Source organism: Methylomonas rivi, assembly GCF_024505165.1.
GTDB lineage: Bacteria > Pseudomonadota > Gammaproteobacteria > Methylococcales > Methylomonadaceae > Methylomonas > Methylomonas rivi.
Genome location: NZ_JANIBK010000074.1, coordinates 1 through 17,908, shown reverse-complemented (window position 1 = coordinate 17,908; position 17,908 = coordinate 1). Strand labels below are relative to the sequence as shown.

Sequence of the window (17,908 nt, the reverse complement as noted above, 5' to 3'; positions counted from 1 at the left end):
GGGTCAATTGCCGGTAGTAGCGCCGGGTTCGGGCGGAGCCGGGGAGGCGTGCCAAGCCGGCGCCGCTCAAGCCGTACCAGAAACCGCGCGCCAGATTATTTAGAAAAAAGCGGATATGCGGCCACAAGACGGCATCGAAATCGGCCAGGCCCCGCCTGGGATCGGGATGATTCAAGGCATCCATTTCGCGCTGCACGAAAGGATGGCAACGCACAGAACCCTGACCGAAAATCATCATGGTTCGGGTCAGGATGTTGGCGCCTTCCACGGTAATGGCGACCGGGATGACCTGGTACAAACGGCCGAGAAAATTGGACGGCCCCAGGCAAATACCGGCGCCGCCCAGAATATCCATGCCGTCGTTGACGATGCGGCGCATGCCTTCGGTGAGCTGGTATTTCAGGATGGCGGAAATCACCGCCGGCCGCTGGCCGTCGTCCAACGCCGCGCAGGTGACTTGCCGCGCCGCATCCATCAAATAGGTCAGGCCGGCGATGCGGGCCAATGGCTCCTCGATACCCTCGAAGGCACCCAGCGGCAAATTGAACTGGGTGCGGACGCGGGCGTAAGCGCCGCAATGCCGGCTGACATATTTGGCCGCGCCGACGCTGAGCGCGGGCAAGGAAATGGCCCGGCCCGTGGCCAGCGACTGCATCAGCATTTTCCAGCCCTGCCCGGCTTGCTCCCGGCCGCCGATGATCCAATCGATGGGAATGAACACATCCCTACCCCAGTTCGGGCCGTTCTGAAAGCCGGAATCCAACGGAAAATGCCGCCTGCCGATCGAAACGCCGGCGGTATCGGTGGGTATCAAGGCCAGGGTGATGCCGATGTCTTCTTGCTCGCCCAACAAATGATCGGGGTCGTAAAGTTTAAACGCCAAACCCAGTACCGTGGCGACCGGCCCTAAGGTGATGTAGCGTTTTTCCCAGTTCAGCCGAATACCCAACACCCGCCGCTCGCCTTTAAACTCGCCGTAACAGACCACCCCGTTATCCGGCATGGCGCCGGCATCGCTGCCGGCTTGCGGGCCGGTCAGCGCAAATGCCGGTATCTCCAAACCGTCCGCCAGACGCGGCAAATAATGGTTTTTCTGTTGTTCGCTGCCATAGGCCAGCAACAGCTTGGCCGGCCCCAGCGAATTGGGCACCATGACGGTGACGGCGGCGGTGGTGGAGCGGCTGGCGATTTTCATGACGATTTGCGAATGGGCAAACTCGGAAAATTCCAGACCGCCGTAAGCTTGCGGAATGATGATACCGCAGAATTTGTGCCGCTTGATGAAATCCCAGACCTGTTGCGGCAAGTCGCGGCGGTTATGGGTGATATCCCAATCGTCCAGCATGGCGCACAACTGTTCGACCGGGCCGTCCAGGAAAGCCTGTTCGGCTTCGCCGAGGCGGGCGGCGGGCAAGTCCAGCAATTTCGGCCAATCCGGTTTGCCGGTGAACAACTCGGCATCCCACCAGGTATTGCCGGCCTCCAGCGCTTCGCGTTCGGTTTGCGACAGCGGCGGCAGACTGGCGCGCATTTTGTCGAACAGTAAACGGCTCAACAAGCGGCGGCGCAACGGCGGCACACCGAAAACGGCCAGTCCGGCCAGAACAACAATGATGGCTAGGGTAGTCATGGCGTACTCCCAAGGTTAAAAATGGCCAGACGCGGCTACTAAGTGAAAACCGCTATCCGAAAAAGGTAACTATTCAGTGAATGTCCGCCGATGCGGATCAATTGCGTAGGTTGGGTTAGCTCGATAGAGCGTAACCCAACAATTGAAGCCATTGCACCGCCATAAGCCGATGCGTTGGGTTACGGCTAGCGCCTAACCCAACCTACGCTGAATAGTTACCGAAAAAGTTAATTTCTCAGCGGCTTGCCGGTTTTCAGCATATGCTCCAGTCTGGCCAGCGTGGCGGGTTGTTGCACCAGATACAGAAAGGCCTGCAATTCCAGATCCAGCAGATCCTGCTCGCTCAATGGCCGGGACATATCGCTATCCGCCCCGCTTAATACCGCGGCCAGTTGCCGAGAAATCTCCACGTCGTAAGCACTGGCCTTGCCGGCCGCATGTAAATTCCCCACCGCCATATCCAGCGCCGCCCAGGCGCTTTCACCCGGCAAAGCATAATAAGCCGGCTCCGGAGGATGGTAATCTTGAGCTAAAGCCATGGCCCGGCATTTGGCATCGGCCAGCAAACGATCCTTGTTCATGGTGATTGAGTCGGTTTTAGCCAAAAACAACAGTTCCCGGGCTTGTTGCGCCGACTTGGATACTTTGGCCAAACCTATGATTTCAAAAACCTGAGCAATCGCCGGCATCGGCCCGCCGGGGCGTTTGGGAAAGCCCAGCCAGCGCCGCAGTAATTCCTTGCAACCGCCCCAGCCGGGCACCAAGCCCACTCCGACTTCCACCAGGCCGACATACAATTCGGCATGCGCGACAATGGCATCGCAATGCAGCAATATTTCGCAGCCGCCGCCCAACGCCAAGCCGGTGGGTGCGCCGACTACCGGAAAAGGCGCGTATTTGAGTGCCTGATAAGTTTGCTGACCGAGGCGAATAATGCTGGTCACGGCTTGCCAGTCCTGCTGTTCGATCGCGGCAACCAGCAAGGTCAGATTAGCGCCGGCGGAAAAATTGTCCGCCTCATTGTAAATCGCCAAGCCTTTATAACCGCGCTGAACAATGGTTATGCTCTGCTGAATCAGGTTGAGAATATCCAGGTCCAGGGTATTCATTTTGCTGTGAAATTCCAGGCAAACCACACCATCGCCGATATCCCACAAACTGGCGGACGCATTAGCGGCCAGCGCCGGACGCTGGCGTTTGACATCGCTCAGCAACAATACGCCCTCCGGACGCACGACCGGCCGGTAACCGTTTTGGCAGTCCTTGAATTGCAACAGACCGTCCCTGACCCGGTACAACTCGTGCCGACTGGCCAGCAGGGCCGGGATAGACCGGTTTTCCCGCCCCAATTTGTCGACAAACCAGTCTATGCCCAGTTGCTGCAGCAATTCGAACGGGCCCTGACGCCAGTTATAACCCAAGCGCATGGCGGTATCGACGGCGTCGATGTCGGCGGCGATTTCCGGAATCAAACCGGCGCTATAAACCAGCGTATCCGACAAAACCCGCCAACTGTAGGCATTCAGCACCTCACCGCCGTCCAGAAAAGCCCGCAATTCATGCGCGTGATGCGCGCCCGCCGGAAGCTGGTAGGACTCGCCGAGCCGGTAAACACCTGTCGTCAAATCGATGGCCTGTTTGACCTTGCCGCCTTCGCCGGCCTGCAGGCGATAAAAACCGCCGGCGCCTTTCCGGCCGGTCAGCCCTTGCTCTATCATGCCTTGCAATAACGGCGGCACCTGGCACAGCGGACTTAGCGCGTCATGGCTGGGCAAGGTCCGTTTAAAGCTGTGCAGAATATGCGGCAGCAAATCCAGACCCACCAGATCCAGCAAGCCGAATATACCGGTTTTGGGTATCCCGAACCAAGCCATGGCGGCGTCGCACTGTTCCACCGGCAACCCTAGCTCTATGGCTTTCAATAATGCCGTCTGTATCCAGAAAGTGCCGATGCGGTTGGCGATAAAGCCGGGGCTGTCGTTACATAGCACGCAGCCTTTACCCAATTTGACATCGGCGAAGCGGCGCACGCCATCCAGCAGGCTTTGATCCAATTCCGGCGACACCACCAGTTCCAGCAAGCGCATGTAACGCGGCGGATTGAAAAAGTGCGTGATCATGAACCGGCGTTTGAAGCTGTCCGGAAAACCCTCCGCCAGCACGCTCAACGGCAAGGTCGAGGTGTTGGAGGAAATCAGAGTTCGCGGACCACAGACCGCCTCAAGTTTCCGATACAGGCCGCGTTTGATGGCCGGATCTTCCAGTACCGCCTCTATCACCCAATCCGCGTGTTGTAGCCTGTCCAAGTGATCGTCGATATTGCCGGGCGTCAGCAGGCCGGCATTTTTGGGATGCATCAACGCCGGCGGCTCGGCTTTCAGCAAACGGGCGACGGCGTTTTCGGCCACGCTATTCCGGTTATCGCTATCTTTCGGAACGATATCCAGCAAATCGACGGCAATCCCGGCATTGGCAATTTGGGCGGCGATGCCCGCCCCCATCACGCCGGCGCCTATCACGGCAACGCGTTCGATGTTCATCACACGGCCTCCAAAATAGTGGCGATTCCCTGGCCGCCGCCGATGCATTGGGTCGCCAGGGCGAATTGGCGGTTTTCCCGTTTCAGCAGACTGGCGGCCTTGCCGGTGATGCGCGCGCCGGTGGCGCCCAACGGGTGGCCCAGGGCAATCGCCCCGCCGTCCAGATTCAGCCGCTGTTCGGCGATCGGCAGTTCTTGCAACACCGCCAGCACTTGCGCGGCAAAGGCTTCGTTGAGTTCGACGATATCGATATCGGACAGTTGCAAACCGGCACGCTGTAGGGCCTTATGAGTAGCCGCCACCGGCCCTATGCCCATGATTTCCGGCAAGCAGGCCGATACCGCAATGGCTTTGATGCGCGCCAGTTTGGGCAGTCCGTGCGCATCCGCATAGGTCTCGCTACAGACCAGCACCGCCGCCGCGCCATCGGTCAGCGGCGACGACGTAGCGGCGGTGACGCTGCCGTTGGCCAAAAATGCCGGTTGCAAATCCGCCATGGCCGCCAGCGAGGTATCGGGGCGCGGGCAACCGTCCCGCGCTACGTGGCCGATAGGAATAATTTCCTCAAACAAGAGGCCCCGCTGTTGCGCGGCAACGGCCTTTTGCTGGCTGCGCAGCGCAAAGGCCTCCTGTTCCGTGCGCGGAATTTGGTATTTGCGCGCCAGGTTTTCCGCCGTTTCACCCATACCGATATAGGCCTGCGGATAACGTTGGTAAAGTCCAGGGTGCGGCAGCAGATTGAAGCCGCCCATCGGCACCCGGCTCATGGATTCGACCCCGGCGCAGATAAAGGCGTGGCCGGCGTTCATTTGAATGGCGCCGGCCGCCATATGGATGGCCTGCATCGACGAACCGCAAAAGCGGTTGACGGTGGTCCCGGCAATAGCGATCGGCAGCTCGGCCAGATGCACCACCAGCCTCGCCATATTCATGCCTTGCTCGGCCTCCGGAAACGCACAACCCAAAATCAAGTCTTCGATGTCATCGGCCGCTACGCCGCTGTCCCTAACCAGCGCTCTGACTACTTGCGCGACCAATTCATCGGGCCGGATACCTGCAAGGGCGCCCTTGAGCGCCGGCGTAAACGGCGAGCGGGCGTAGCCCGCGATTATGGCGTTGTTCATGATTCTGTCTCCCGTGTGGTGGAGGAATACGTCGGTTGCGAGCCGGTCTGGCCGGCGCGGCGATGCATAAGAAATTCGTCGATCACCGCCCAGATATTGCCGATATTTTCCATCAGGATGCCGTGCCGGTCGGACTCGATAATATGCAAGGTTTTTTCGGCGGCGCCCAGCCATTCGAACACATCGGCGGCGCTGGGATCGGTCGCCACTACCGGATCCCGGTCGGCGTAGAGCAATAACGACGGCGTCGTTACTTCGGGCAACAGCGCCTGCAGACGTTGGATCAAACGGCGTAATTCGTACAGTGCGCGTACCGGTGTGCCGCAATAATTGATGTCGGGGTGTTCGGGCGTGTTGTCGATAAACGGTTTAACGCCTTCGAAAGATGACAACCATCTCACCAGTGTATTGGCGTTGTGCAGCAGCGGCACCAGCATGAAGGCGGGGTCGACGAATTTGACCGGCACCGAAACGGCGACCACGCCGACGATTTCCGGATGATTTTCCACCGCCAATTTCAAAGCCAGGGCGCCGCCGGTGGAAAAGCCGATCAGGTAGAGTTTTGTGCAATGTAACTTAAGAATATTGAAGCCCCTGCGCACGCTGTCGAACCACTGCTCGTAACCGATGTCGCGCAAGGCATAAGGCGAGGTGCCGTGGCCTTTAAGACGGACCCCAAGCACGGTATAACCTTGCTCCGCCAGATAGCGGCCGTAATCGCGCAGTTCGGCGGGGCTGGCCAGCAGACCGTGTATCAGCAAAATCCCCAAACCGTTACCGCGTTTGGGGATGATGAAAAACGGCGCCGGATCGGCAACGGCGGTCTCCCGGCAATAAAAATCGCCATCGCCGCAACAACGGTATTTTTCCTGCTCCAATGCCAGCTGCAGATGTTCGTCATCGAAATGCCAAGCCGCCAACTGCCGGGCATCCATGCTTCGATAAACCCGGTCCGCCTCCAGCAAGGCATTACGGACACCGCGCAGCGGAGCGGCTTCGTTGTTATAAACGGCAATGGGATTTTCCAACCGTATGCTGTCGAAATCATGATCGGCGCACAGCTTGGGCAGGAAGCGGTAACAGCCGTCCTGTTCAATCAATAATTCCGCCTGCTTGGCAACGCAGATGAATTGATCGAAGCGGGCGCTGACGCCTTGTACCAGTTCGCCGTACTCGTCGGGATCGAGCAGGCTGCGGTGCAAATGAATGTCCGGATTGTTTTGCAGTTGTTTAATCGCGATATACAACACGCTGTAAAAGCGGCTTTTCTCGATAGTTTGCCGCTTGTCGCCGATCAAGCTCATGATCAGCGTCGAAGCCAGATGACTGAGATTGATGGTGACATTGGCGTAGATCTTTTCCATATACCGGTTGCGCGAACACCGCGCGTTTTTTTGGAAGAAATATCCCAGCAGACGCTGTTTCCAATTACGCGGCGCGGTGCGCAACTGAAAAACGTCGTCCGGCTCGCGGATGCCGGGCGCAATTAATTCCATTAACTTACGGGTACGCCAATCCCACACGCAGCAAGGGTCAACCGGGCTGCTCATGCGGATATCCATGTCGGTATCCCTGAGCATAATGTTGCCTTCTATGATCAACTCCTCGGCCTGGCGCAGGCTGAGCGAATCGGCAAACAGTTCGACGCTTTTGAAAAGCAGGTTTTCCGAGGCCCGAATCGGGTAAAAAGTGATGTTGGCCGGGACTATCAGGGTCGGCTTCAAGGCCGTTGCCATCAGCTCGTCGAGATTATCGAATTGCAATATCTCTTTCCAGTGCTGCAAACGCTCGACTTGTTCGTGCTGAAAGGCGTAACGGATGGCTGTTTTTAAAGCTTGCACGCCCTGGCCCAACACGGCCGGACCGGTATGCTGCTTGCGCCGGTTACCGGCGATGCGCGAATAGATGCTGTATTCGCCTTGTTTATCGATGACCCGGCGGTCCTTGACCATGCCGCCTTCCGGAAAAACGACGACCTTGCGGCCGCGTAAAATCTGTCCGGCCAGCATGGCAAACAGGCGCGGATGGTCGTGCGGAAACACCCCCACGTGTTGCAAATAATTCGACAGCATCGAGTCGGTTCCGAAGAATTCGCCGGCGGCGATCGCGCAACTGTAGGCGCCGGTTTTCTCGAAAATCAGAAACTGCGGAATAAAGGTTTCGAAGCGGGAGAAATGATTGAACAGGAAAATATCGCCCTGCAGCAACTGGGTATCCGCATACAGCTGGAATTTGACGCTGAGCAGATTTTTGACCGCACTGAATAATTTGACGGAGCGATTGAACAACGCCGTGTCGATGTCGGGCCAGTCTTGCGGATAATGGGATGCTTTCATGGCGGCCTTCTTGTTAGGATCTGTAAAATTAACAGCGGGCAGGTCGACAGCGCGTGTCCCCGGACTGTTCAATTTCGGGTATAAGTCGGGCGGGCGGCCATCCTTACCTTGCCTGGAACCCGCCCTTCGCACCATGCGCGTCAGACAGCAGGTAAACGCATATGGTTCACAAACCGCCCCGCCATGCCCGGTGCCGTTTAGGCGCGCCGGTATTCATGGTCTCCGAAGCGGAGAGCTTCGATTTTTAACTTTATCCGCCTGGTCACGCCGACATTTATGGCCGCCGCGGCCGCATCCCCAAACCATTGCTCCGAGCGCCAAATGAACTATGTTGTGAACGGCTTTAGCCGCAATTGCAAGCTTTCCGGTCGCGGCTGAAGCCGCTCCTTCAAACATATCCCGAATATGCGGGGAGGTTATTGTTGACGAAACCCTAAAATGCATTGGCGCAAAGCGCACCAAACAAGGTCGAGCGCACAGCCTATCGCACCAAAACAACTCAAAAATATCCGCACCAAATTTGGTTGAATTTGCCGAAACCGTCCATTTCAGTGCGGCCTGCAAGCTGGCACATAAACTGCGTTTAGGTTTGGCTTACCTTAGCAATCATAAACACGTATGTCCGCAACCAAACTCAACCTCTTAAGCTTCACCGGCAAAATGAAGATTTTGCATATGACTTGGCTGGCTTTCTTTATCAGCTTTGCGGTGTGGTTTAACCACGCGCCGCTGATGCTGGTAATCGCCGAACAGCTCAAGCTCGGCCAGCCGGAAATCAAGACCATTTTGATCCTTAACGTGGCGCTGACCATTCCATCCCGCATCGTCATCGGCATATTGGTGGATAAATTCGGCCCCAAGCGCACCTATTCCACCTTATTGGCCGTCGGCAGCCTACCCTGCTTTCTGTTTGCCGCCGCCGACGATTTTCAACAACTGGCATTGGCGCGGTTTTTATTGGGCTTTGTCGGCGCCGGTTTCGTGATCGGTATCCGCATGGTGGGCGAGTGGTTCCCCGCCAAGCAATTAGGCATTGCCGAAGGCATTTACGGCGGCTGGGGCAATTTCGGTTCGGCGGCGGCGGCCATAGCCCTGCCCTCGCTGGCGTTGCTGTTCGGCGGCGAAAATGGCTGGCGCTATGCCGTTGCCTGCACCGGAATCGTGGCCTTGCTGTATTCGGTCGTGTATTTTTTCAGCGTCAGCGATACGCCCAAGGGCTCGACCTATTTCAAACCGAAGCGGGCCGGCGCCATGGAGGTCACCAGCATTTGGGATCTGTTCTTCTACATTTTGATGACCGTGCCCTTATACGCCGCCTTGACCCTGCTGACCTGGAAACTGTCGCCCGCCGGCATGAAGATGCTGTCCGATACGGCGACCATCGGCACCTACATCGTTATCTGGGCCTTGTTTTTTTATAACGTCTATAAAATTGTGCATATCAATGAAGCCCACCTGACCCAACCGATTGAAGAGATACACAAATACAAGTTCAAGCAGGTCGCGATTCTGGACTTGGCCTATCTGGTCACCTTCGGATCGGAATTGGCTGTGGTGTCGATGTTGCCGATGTTTTTTTACGAAATCTTTCACGATAGCCAGGGCATATCCATGGTGCAGGCCGGCCTGCTGGCCTCCGGTTTTGCGTTTATGAATTTGGTGGCGCGGCCCGGCGGCGGCTGGATCAGCGATAAATTCGGCCGTAAGCGCTCATTATCTATTTTCATAGCCGGCTTGGCGGCCGGTTATTTCGCGCTGTCGCAAATCACTTCGGAATGGCCGGTGCTGCTAGCTGCCGCGGTCACCATGCTCTGTTCGTTTTTCGTGCAAGCCGGCGAAGGCGCGGTGTTTGCGATGGTGCCGCTGATCAAACGCCGCATGACCGGCCAAATAGCCGGCATGGTGGGCGCCTACGGCAATGTCGGCGGGGTAATCTTTCTGACAGTGCTGTCGTTTGTGTCGCCGGCGGTTTTTTTCGTCACCATCGCCTGCACGGCGCTGGTGGTAGGCATTGCGGTACAATTCATCGAAGAACCGGAGGGTCACATGGCCGAAGTCATGGAAGACGGCAGCGTGGCGATGATAGAACTCAGTTAACCCGCAACCCTTCACTACGCCGTTGAGCGCTATTTTCAATGGCGCTCAACGGTTATGATGCCGTAGCGGCCGCGTGGCCGCCAACTACCTAATCGAAAAGCCTACCCCTCATGGCGAAAGCATTATCCATCAGCATAGGCGCTTTTAGCGATAAAGGCGTCAAGGCCGAAAACGAAGATTTTTGGGGCGCCTTGATTCCTAAGGAACCGCAACTGACCCTGAAAGGCATTTCGGTGGCGATCGCCGACGGCATGAGCGGCAGCGAGGCAGGCAAGGAAGCCAGCCATTGCTGCGTCACCGCGTTTCTGGAAGATTATTACAGCACCCCGGACAGCTGGTCGGTGGTGCACGCCGGGCAAAAAATCCTCTCCGCCACCAATTCCTGGCTGTACAGCCAAGGCCGCTCGCGGTATTCCTCCGTCAAGGGCATGGTCAGCACGCTCAGCGTGCTGGTTATCAAATCCAATACCGCGCATATCTTTCATGTGGGCGATTCGCGGATTTATCTGCTTAGGCAAAACACCCTGGAACAATTAACCCGGGATCACCGCCTCTGGGTCGCCAGCGACAAAAGCTATCTGAACCGGGCCATGGGCATTGAGCCGCATTTGGAAGTGGATTACAAAAGCCTGCCGCTGGAACCCGGCGACTGCTTTTTGCTGACCACCGACGGCCTGCACGATTTCGTCGACGACAAAACCCTGCAATCGCTGCTATCGGCAAGCGGCGACTTGAACGGCGTTGCCGCAACCCTGGTACGCACCGCTCTCGCCAACCGCAGCGACGACAATGTCAGCTGCCAGATCGCGCGCATCGACAGCCTGCCCCTGCTGCAAGAAGACGAAGTGCTGCGCCGCCACGGCCAGCTGCCGTTTCCGCCGCCGCTGGAACCCGGGATGCTGCTGGACGGCTACCGCATCGAGGCCGAACTGCATGCCAGCAAACGCACCCAGATTTACAAAGCGTTCGATACCGTGCATAAGCGCGACGTCATCCTGAAGACGCCTTCGGTTCTGTACGACGACGATACGCATTACATCGAACATTTCCTGCACGAAGAATGGGCCGGCAAGCGTATCGAACATGAAAACGTACTGAGCGTCCTGGAGTCCGACCGCGGCAAAAGTTGTTTGTATTACGTGACCGAATACCTGGACGGCCAGACACTGCGGGAATGGATAGCCCAAAATCCCAAACCGGACATCAAGCAGGTCAGAAAACTGGTGGAGCAAATCGCCAAGGGCTTGCGGGCCTTTCACCGCATGGAAATGCTGCACCAGGACTTAAAACCGGAAAACATCATGCTTACCAAAGAAGGCGCGGTTAAAATCATCGACTTCGGCTCGGTCAAAATCGCCGGCATCGCCGAAATTACGCCGCTCGACCACGCCGGCCCGGAAAACATATTGGGCACGTTAAATTACACCGCGCCGGAATACCATTTGGGCCAACGCGGCACGGTCAAGTCGGATTTATTTTCGCTGGGCGTGATCTGTTACGAAATGCTGAACGGCAGCCTGCCCTTCGGCAACATGCCGGAAAAACCCAACCGCGGCAATCTCGGCCACTTGAACTACATCCCCAGCTTTCGCCATAACAATATGGTACCGATCTGGATAGACGGCGCCTTGAAAAAAGCCACCAGCATTACCCCGCAATTCCGCTACGAGGAGCTGTCGGAATTTCTACACGACCTGTCGACGCCGAATCCGCAATTTTTGAAAGCGGAAGATAAACTGCCCTTGCTGGAACGCAATCCGTTGCTATTTTGGAAATGCGCCACTTTATTTTTCTTTCTGTGCAGCCTGACACTGTTGCTTATGCTCAATCAACGATAAAAACCGTCCCGATTTGCAAGATGCTTCAGCAAAACCAAAAACGCCGTCATGCTCGCAGAGCCTGCCCCCAGCTTGAACGGGGGGATGCGAGCATCCAGTGCCATGGAGGGTATCTTCGAGTTATCCATGCAGTCCGGATTTCGGCAATCCCCGCCGAAATGACGATTTGCTCGGCTTACCATTGAGTTAGCCGAAGGAGCTTGCTAATCAGGAAAACCTTTGCGGGCGGACGCCATTAAACGCCGCAGCCGAACCAAAAGTGTGCAAAATAGCCCTATAGCGAATTCTTTTAGTGCAGAAACCCCCAATCCGGATTGACGAAAAACTATAAGCCTTTGAATTTATATAATTATATTTTTGGCGCACATCGTGCTTTAATCTTCAAGGCTTCCCACCGACCTTCTGTCAACTGGACAATGGCGTCCTGTTTTGAATGTAAACCGCATTCGAAACAGGACGCCATTTTTTTTGCGCGGAAGTTTTTAATATTGAGCGAACTATTAACCTATTTAACCTCCTTTATTCATTAACATTTAGAAAAATATGAGCACAAACAACGAGAACGCCATGCAAATCGGTATGGTAGGACTGGGCAAGATGGGCGCCAATATGGTCAAACGCTTACTGGCCGGCGGCCATCATTGCATTGGTTACGATGTAAATAGCGCGAACGTGGATGCCATAATCGGTGCCGGCGCGGACGGCGTATCCAGTTTGACGGAACTGGCGGCCAAATTGCCGACGCCCCGGATTGTCTGGTGCATGGTGCCCGCCGGAGAGCTCACCGAAGCCACGGTCAAGGCACTGGGCGAACTGCTGGAAAGCGGCGATGTGATTATTGACGGCGGCAATTCTTTTTATAAAGACGATGTGCGCCGCTCGGAAGCATTGGCGGACAAAGGCATACACTACGTCGACGTCGGCACCAGCGGCGGCGTTTGGGGGGTTGAACGCGGCTACTGTCTGATGATAGGCGGCCCCAAAGCCACGGTCGATTTGCTCGACCCCATCTTTAAAACCCTGGCGCCCGGCAAGGGCGATATCGAACCGACGCCCGGCAGATCCAGCGAACCCAGCACTGTCGAACAAGGGTATGCGCATTGCGGCCCCGCCGGCTCCGGCCATTTCGTCAAGATGATCCATAACGGCATCGAATACGGCATGATGATGGCGTATGCGGAAGGCTTCGATATTATGCGCAACGCCAATTCGAAAAACCTGCCGGAAAATTTACGCTACGATCTCAACTTGACAGATATCGCCGAAGTCTGGCGGCGCGGCAGCGTCGTCAGCTCCTGGCTACTGGATTTGACCGCCGGCGCCTTGGTGGAAGACCCCGATCTCGCCGGCTATTCCGGTTACGTGGAAGATTCCGGCGAGGGCCGCTGGACGGTTCAGGCCGCTATCGACGAAGCGGTGCCGGCCCATGTTTTAACCGCCGCGCTGTATGCGCGTTTCCGATCGAGACAACAAAACACCTTTTCTGACAAAATGATCTCCGCAATGCGCAAAAAATTCGGTGGCCACATCGAAAAGAAACTAAGTTGACCTTCCAATTCATTAACTCCGGTTCACTATGACATCTAAAAAACTCTGGCAACGCTATCAGGATTGGCTGTATTTCAACGACAGTCTAGGACTTTATCTGGACATCAGCCGCATTCCGTTCGACGACGGCTTACTCGAGCAGTTACAGCCGAAATTCGGCAAGGCTTTCGCGGACATGGCGGCATTGGAGGCCGGCGCCATCGCCAATCCGGACGAAGACAGGATGGTCGGGCATTATTGGTTGCGCGATCCCGATCTGGCGCCCAGCCATTTAAAGAAAGAAATCGAAACCACCCTGATTCATATCGAGGATTTTGTCCGCCGCGTCCATCACGGCATCATACACCCGCCCTACGAACCGCAATTTACCGACATCATCTCTATCGGTATCGGCGGCTCCGCGCTGGGTCCGCAGTTTGTTTCCGATGCCATTGCCCCGGATATTCCGCCGCTGAACATTCACTTTATCGACAATACCGACCCCGCCGGCATAGACCGGATTCTGACCCGCCTGAAAGACCGTTTGAAAACCACGCTGGTTATCGTCATCAGCAAATCCGGCGGCACCTCCGAAACCCGCAATGGCTTGTTGGAAGTCAAGCACGCGTACCGGGAAGCCGGCCTGTATTTTCCGGATTACGCGGTCGCCCTGACCATGGAGGGCAGCAAGATGGACGAGCAGGAACAATGCGACCGCTGGCTGGCGAAATTCCCGATATTCGACTGGGTCGGCGGCCGCACCTCGGAATTGTCGCCGGTCGGTTTACTGTCGGCCGCCTTGATCGGCATAGATATTCATACCATGCTGAAGGGCGCCAAAATCATGGACGAGGCCACCCGGGTACCGGACGTCAAAAACAATCCGGCGGCCTTGCTGGCATTGTCCTGGTATGCGGTCGGCGACGGCAAGGGCGAAAAAGACATGGTCATCATCCCCTACAAGGACAGTTTGTTGTTGTTCTCGCGATATTTGCAGCAGTTGGTGATGGAGTCCCTGGGGAAGGAATTCGACCTGGACGGCAACACGGTTCACCAGGGTATCACCGTGTACGGCAATAAAGGCTCCACGGACCAGCATGCCTATGTGCAGCAACTCCGCGAAGGGGTCGGCAATTTCTTTGCCACCTTTATCGAAGTGCTGGAAGACCGCGCCGGCCCCTCCATTGAAATCGAGCCGGACGCCACCTCCGGCGACTTCCTGTTCGGCTGTCTGCAAGGCACCCGCGAAGCGCTGTACGAAAACGGCCGCGCCTCGTTGACCATCACGCTGGAACGAGTGGATGCGCTGAATATCGGCGCACTGATCGCCCTGTATGAACGGGCGGTCGGCTTGTATGCCAGCTTGATCAATATCAATGCTTACAACCAACCCGGCGTGGAAGCGGGCAAAAAAGCCGCCACCCAATTTCTGCTGTTACAGCAAACCATCGTCAAGCTGCTGCGGCAAACTCCCGAGCCCTTATCGCTGGAGGCCTTGGCCGAAAAAGTCCACACCCCAGACGAGGTGGAAACGGTTTACAAAATCGTCCGCCACATGGCCATCAATCACCGCGGAATGATTTTGCAAGGCGACTTGCACAAACCCAGCGACATCCTGGTCAGCTACCGAACCGAAGACAGCTGACCGAAACCCCTTTGAATATTGGAGAAACTCCGTGCCGGATAAACACTACGACAACCCATTGACGGCGGGTATCAATATCGCCCATGCGCCGCAGCCCTGCACACTGGTCATATTCGGGGGCGGCGGCGATTTGTCCCGGCGCAAACTGTTGCCCGCGGTATTTAACCAGGCCCTGGACGGCGAATTGCCGGCCAATTTCGCGGTATTGGGCTTCGCCATCGAAAAAATGGACGACGCCGGCTACCGCGAGTTTGCCCGCAAAGGTATCGAGCAGTTTTCCAGGCAAGCGCTGGATCCCACCTTTTGGGCGGATTTTGAGCCTCGCCTGCATTATCTGGAAGGCAGCATGGATAATCCGGAAGCCTATGCGCAGCTCAAACAGCGCCTGGACGACATCGACGCCCGCTTCGGCATTCCCGGCAACCGGGTGTTTTATCTGGCCATCCCGCCCGCCATGATCGAAACCTGCGTCCGCCAGCTGAAAGCCGCCGGTTTGGTGATGCCGGTGGACGGCCACAGCCCATTTTCCAGAATCATTGTCGAGAAGCCGATCGGCCGCGATCTGGAAAGCGCGCGAAAAGTGAACGCCACCCTGTCCGAAAATTTCGACGAGCAGCAGATCTACCGTATCGACCATTATCTGGGCAAGGAAACGGTGCAAAACATTCTGGCCATGCGCTTCGGCAACGCGATTTTCGAACCCTTGTGGAACTCCAAGCACATCGACCACGTGCAGATTACCGTGGCCGAAGAAGAAGGCGTCGGCACGCGGGCCGGTTATTACGACAAGGCCGGCGCCTTACGGGACATGATTCAAAACCATATCCTGCAATTGCTGACCCTGATTGCCATGGAGCCGCCCTGGATTATGGACGCGGATGTGATTCGCGACCACCGCCAGGACATCTTGAACTGCCTGCGCCCCATCACCGGCGAAAATTTCGACCAATCCGTGGTGCGGGCCCAATACGGGCCGGGCTTTCATCACGGCGAAGACGTGCCCGGCTACCGCCGCGAAGTCGGTGTGGCGCAGGACTCCGTAACCGAAACCTATGTCGCCCTGAAATTGTTTATCGACAATTGGCGCTGGGCCGGAGTGCCGTTTTACATCCGCACCGGCAAACGCATGCCGAAGCGGGCCAGCGAAATCGCCATTCAGTTTAAAAGCGTGCCGCCGATTTTATTCAACGCCGACCACGACCAACCCCTGGAGCCGAATGTGCTGGCACTCAGCATCCAACCCAACGAAGGCCTGTCGTTGCGGATTGCCACCAAACTGCCCGGCGCCAAGCTGAAAATCTTCCCGGTCAAAATGGATTTCCGCTACGGCTCCACCTTCGGCGAGCAATCGCCGGAAGCCTACGAACGGCTGTTGCTGGACGTGATGGCCGGCGACGCCACTTTATTCATGCGCCGCGATGCGGTCGAATCGTCCTGGGCTTGGGTGGATAACATTTTGAACAACTGGAGCAGCAGCCGCACCCGCTGGATACCTGAATACGCCGCCGGCACCTGGGGTCCCTTGGAAGCGGACCGCCTGATAGAGTCGGATAACCGGAAATGGCGGATGCTATGAACACGATTACCCTGACCAACAACAAGATGCGCAATACCCAACCCAAACGGGTCAGCATCGCCGGCATTGATGCCGCGTTGCGCGGCCAGTGGTCGGAATTTCATCAGGACGTCAGCGGCGGCCACACGGTGATGCGTGCCTGCATGTCCAATCTGATTATTTATTGCGACACCCAGGACGAAGCTGTTCTGATAGGTAAGGAAATCCCGGTCATCGTCGACATACATCCGGCCAGGGTGCTTTTGCTGATCGGCAACGGCCAACCTAAAAAAGGCAACACCGAATCCAATGTCAGCATCTATTACACCGAACTTAACGAAGGCTGGCAGGTGTGCGGGGAACGAATCGACGCCATCGTAACCAGCGAAGCGGTGGACCGTTTGCCGTCCATCGCCCGTTCGCACCTGATAGGCGATTTGCCGATCACCCTGTGGTGGGCTTCCCGCCTGCCGCCGCCGGATGCCGGCGACATTTTTTTTCAACTGGCCGAACTGGCCAACCAAATCATTTACGACAACATGGGCTGGGCCAATCCCGCCAAAGGGGTAGCCTCTACAACCCGCTGGGTGGCGGCGCAGCAGGATTCGAAGGTGGTGCATAATCTGGCGTGGCGGCGAATTTCCAGTTGGCGCAAATTGATCAGCCAAGTGCTGGATCCGCAAACCGCGCCGGACGCACTGAATTCATTAAATCTGATCGAAATAGAACACGGCCCGCACGCCTTGGCGATGACATGGTTGTTGGTCGGCTGGCTGGCCAGCCGCTTGCAATGGAAAGCCGTCGACGGCAAACGTTTATCGGATTCCGAATTGGTATGGCGCTTTCAACACCAGCAAAAGGAAATCAAGGTGATTGCCAAACGGCGCCCTAGCGGGGAACCCTTGCTGTATCAATTGTTATTCGACTGGAGCCGGGCTGACCGGCCGGGCCGGATTTGTTTCCAACGTCTGGACCATGACAGGATCGGTATTATCGAAGCGCTATCGACGGTGCCGTCGCGGGTGTTTTCCGCCCACATCCCCAACCGGTCCGCGCTGATCGCGGCCCAGTTGGCGCACCGGACCCGTGAGAAGATTTTCGAAGACGCCCTGAAAGCGTCCAATGCCATGAGCGCCGTTTTTCAAAAATAGCCTTGTCGCCGACGAATACCCAAGCAACGCACAGGCGAACATGAAAGCAAATATCGGTTTAATCGCTCTGACCGGATAGCGCCAAACGGCTTTGAATAGGTATACCGTTTAAAATTGCCTAACCGTTTATCTTTGAACATTAAAATTTTATAAGAACCCTGCTTCGCCAGCGTGGCGGGATAAACCTAGCCTGGATGTAGCAAAGCGGAATCCGGGGTATCCTGGCCTGCAATTAGGATTTCATTGCATGGACAGACTACGCTGACTGAGTAAGTGAGCTGATACAGAATTCCCTACGTACCGCAGCCACTTTGGTGAATTTCGACTACGACCAGTCATCCCGCGCGTTGTCCGTCAGCGACGATGACTACCTTGCTATTACCTGCTTGAATTCCCTACTGACGCTGGCCGAATCCCGCTGGGTCGGTTGTTGCTCCTTAAATTGACATAGCGAATTCGGCCAGA

At 56.4% G+C, this 17,908-nt stretch carries 10 protein-coding genes; 6 read left to right on the top strand and 4 right to left on the bottom strand.

Translation table 11 applies throughout. From position 1 onward, the window contains the following. The 4 genes from NP596_RS13440 to NP596_RS13425 all read right to left on the bottom strand — a co-directional run. On the bottom strand, positions 1-1,630 hold a 1,630-nt coding region (locus NP596_RS13440), incomplete at its 3' end, for an acyl-CoA dehydrogenase (RefSeq protein WP_256615893.1). A gap of 227 nt (positions 1,631-1,857) precedes the next feature. Next, positions 1,858-4,170 carry a 3-hydroxyacyl-CoA dehydrogenase/enoyl-CoA hydratase family protein gene (locus NP596_RS13435; RefSeq protein ID WP_256615892.1) on the bottom strand — a complete coding sequence of 771 codons (2,313 nt, stop codon included), beginning with the start codon at positions 4,168-4,170 and terminating at the stop codon, positions 1,858-1,860. Continuing rightward, positions 4,170-5,294, bottom strand: coding sequence for a thiolase family protein (locus tag NP596_RS13430; RefSeq protein WP_256615891.1), 1,125 nt, complete (start codon positions 5,292-5,294; stop codon positions 4,170-4,172). Before NP596_RS13430 ends, NP596_RS13435 begins: the two co-directional genes overlap by 1 nt. Continuing rightward, positions 5,291-7,630, bottom strand: coding sequence for an alpha/beta hydrolase (locus tag NP596_RS13425; RefSeq protein ID WP_256615890.1), 2,340 nt, complete (start codon positions 7,628-7,630; stop codon positions 5,291-5,293). The genes NP596_RS13430 and NP596_RS13425 overlap by 4 nt, the downstream gene beginning before the upstream one ends. Positions 7,631-8,248: 618 nt before the next feature. On the opposite strand from NP596_RS13425, the gene NP596_RS13420 reads away from it, so the two are divergent. The 6 genes from NP596_RS13420 (at position 8,249) to NP596_RS13395 (ending at position 17,443) form a co-directional block, all read left to right on the top strand. Further along, the gene (locus NP596_RS13420; RefSeq protein WP_256615889.1) at positions 8,249-9,727 is read left to right on the top strand and encodes a NarK family nitrate/nitrite MFS transporter; all 1,479 of its coding nucleotides are present in this window, start codon (positions 8,249-8,251) and stop codon (positions 9,725-9,727) included. A 110-nt stretch (positions 9,728-9,837) separates the two neighbouring features. Next, complete coding sequence (locus NP596_RS13415; protein ID WP_256615888.1) at positions 9,838-11,565, top strand: bifunctional protein-serine/threonine kinase/phosphatase; 1,728 nt, start codon at positions 9,838-9,840, stop codon at positions 11,563-11,565. A gap of 543 nt (positions 11,566-12,108) precedes the next feature. Continuing rightward, positions 12,109-13,113 (top strand): phosphogluconate dehydrogenase (NAD(+)-dependent, decarboxylating), encoded by a 1,005-nt coding sequence (gene gnd / locus NP596_RS13410; RefSeq protein ID WP_256615887.1) that lies wholly within the window; start codon positions 12,109-12,111, stop codon positions 13,111-13,113. A 28-nt stretch (positions 13,114-13,141) separates the two neighbouring features. Further along, positions 13,142-14,737, top strand: a complete 1,596-nt coding sequence (locus tag NP596_RS13405; protein ID WP_256615886.1) for a glucose-6-phosphate isomerase — start codon at positions 13,142-13,144, stop codon at positions 14,735-14,737. Positions 14,738-14,768: 31 nt separating this feature from the next. Then, complete coding sequence (gene zwf, locus NP596_RS13400; protein ID WP_256615885.1) at positions 14,769-16,313, top strand: glucose-6-phosphate dehydrogenase; 1,545 nt, start codon at positions 14,769-14,771, stop codon at positions 16,311-16,313. Further along, the gene (locus NP596_RS13395) at positions 16,310-17,443 is read left to right on the top strand and encodes a glucose-6-phosphate dehydrogenase assembly protein OpcA (RefSeq protein ID WP_256615884.1); all 1,134 of its coding nucleotides are present in this window, start codon (positions 16,310-16,312) and stop codon (positions 17,441-17,443) included. Before zwf ends, NP596_RS13395 begins: the two co-directional genes overlap by 4 nt. The last annotated feature ends 465 nt before the right edge of the window (positions 17,444-17,908 follow it).

Excerpts from the sequence above, each read along its gene's own strand:
- NP596_RS13435 (WP_256615892.1), bottom strand. The coding sequence starts at position 4,170 with ATGAACATCGAACGCGTTGCCGTGATAGGCGCCGGCGTGATGGGGGCG.
- NP596_RS13430 (WP_256615891.1), bottom strand. The coding sequence starts at position 5,294 with ATGAACAACGCCATAATCGCGGGCTACGCCCGCTCGCCGTTTACGCCG.
- NP596_RS13425 (WP_256615890.1), bottom strand. The coding sequence starts at position 7,630 with ATGAAAGCATCCCATTATCCGCAAGACTGGCCCGACATCGACACGGCG.
- NP596_RS13420 (WP_256615889.1), top strand. The coding sequence starts at position 8,249 with ATGTCCGCAACCAAACTCAACCTCTTAAGCTTCACCGGCAAAATGAAG.
- NP596_RS13415 (WP_256615888.1), top strand. The coding sequence starts at position 9,838 with ATGGCGAAAGCATTATCCATCAGCATAGGCGCTTTTAGCGATAAAGGC.
- gnd (WP_256615887.1), top strand. The coding sequence starts at position 12,109 with ATGAGCACAAACAACGAGAACGCCATGCAAATCGGTATGGTAGGACTG.
- NP596_RS13405 (WP_256615886.1), top strand. The coding sequence starts at position 13,142 with ATGACATCTAAAAAACTCTGGCAACGCTATCAGGATTGGCTGTATTTC.
- NP596_RS13395 (WP_256615884.1), top strand. The coding sequence starts at position 16,310 with ATGAACACGATTACCCTGACCAACAACAAGATGCGCAATACCCAACCC.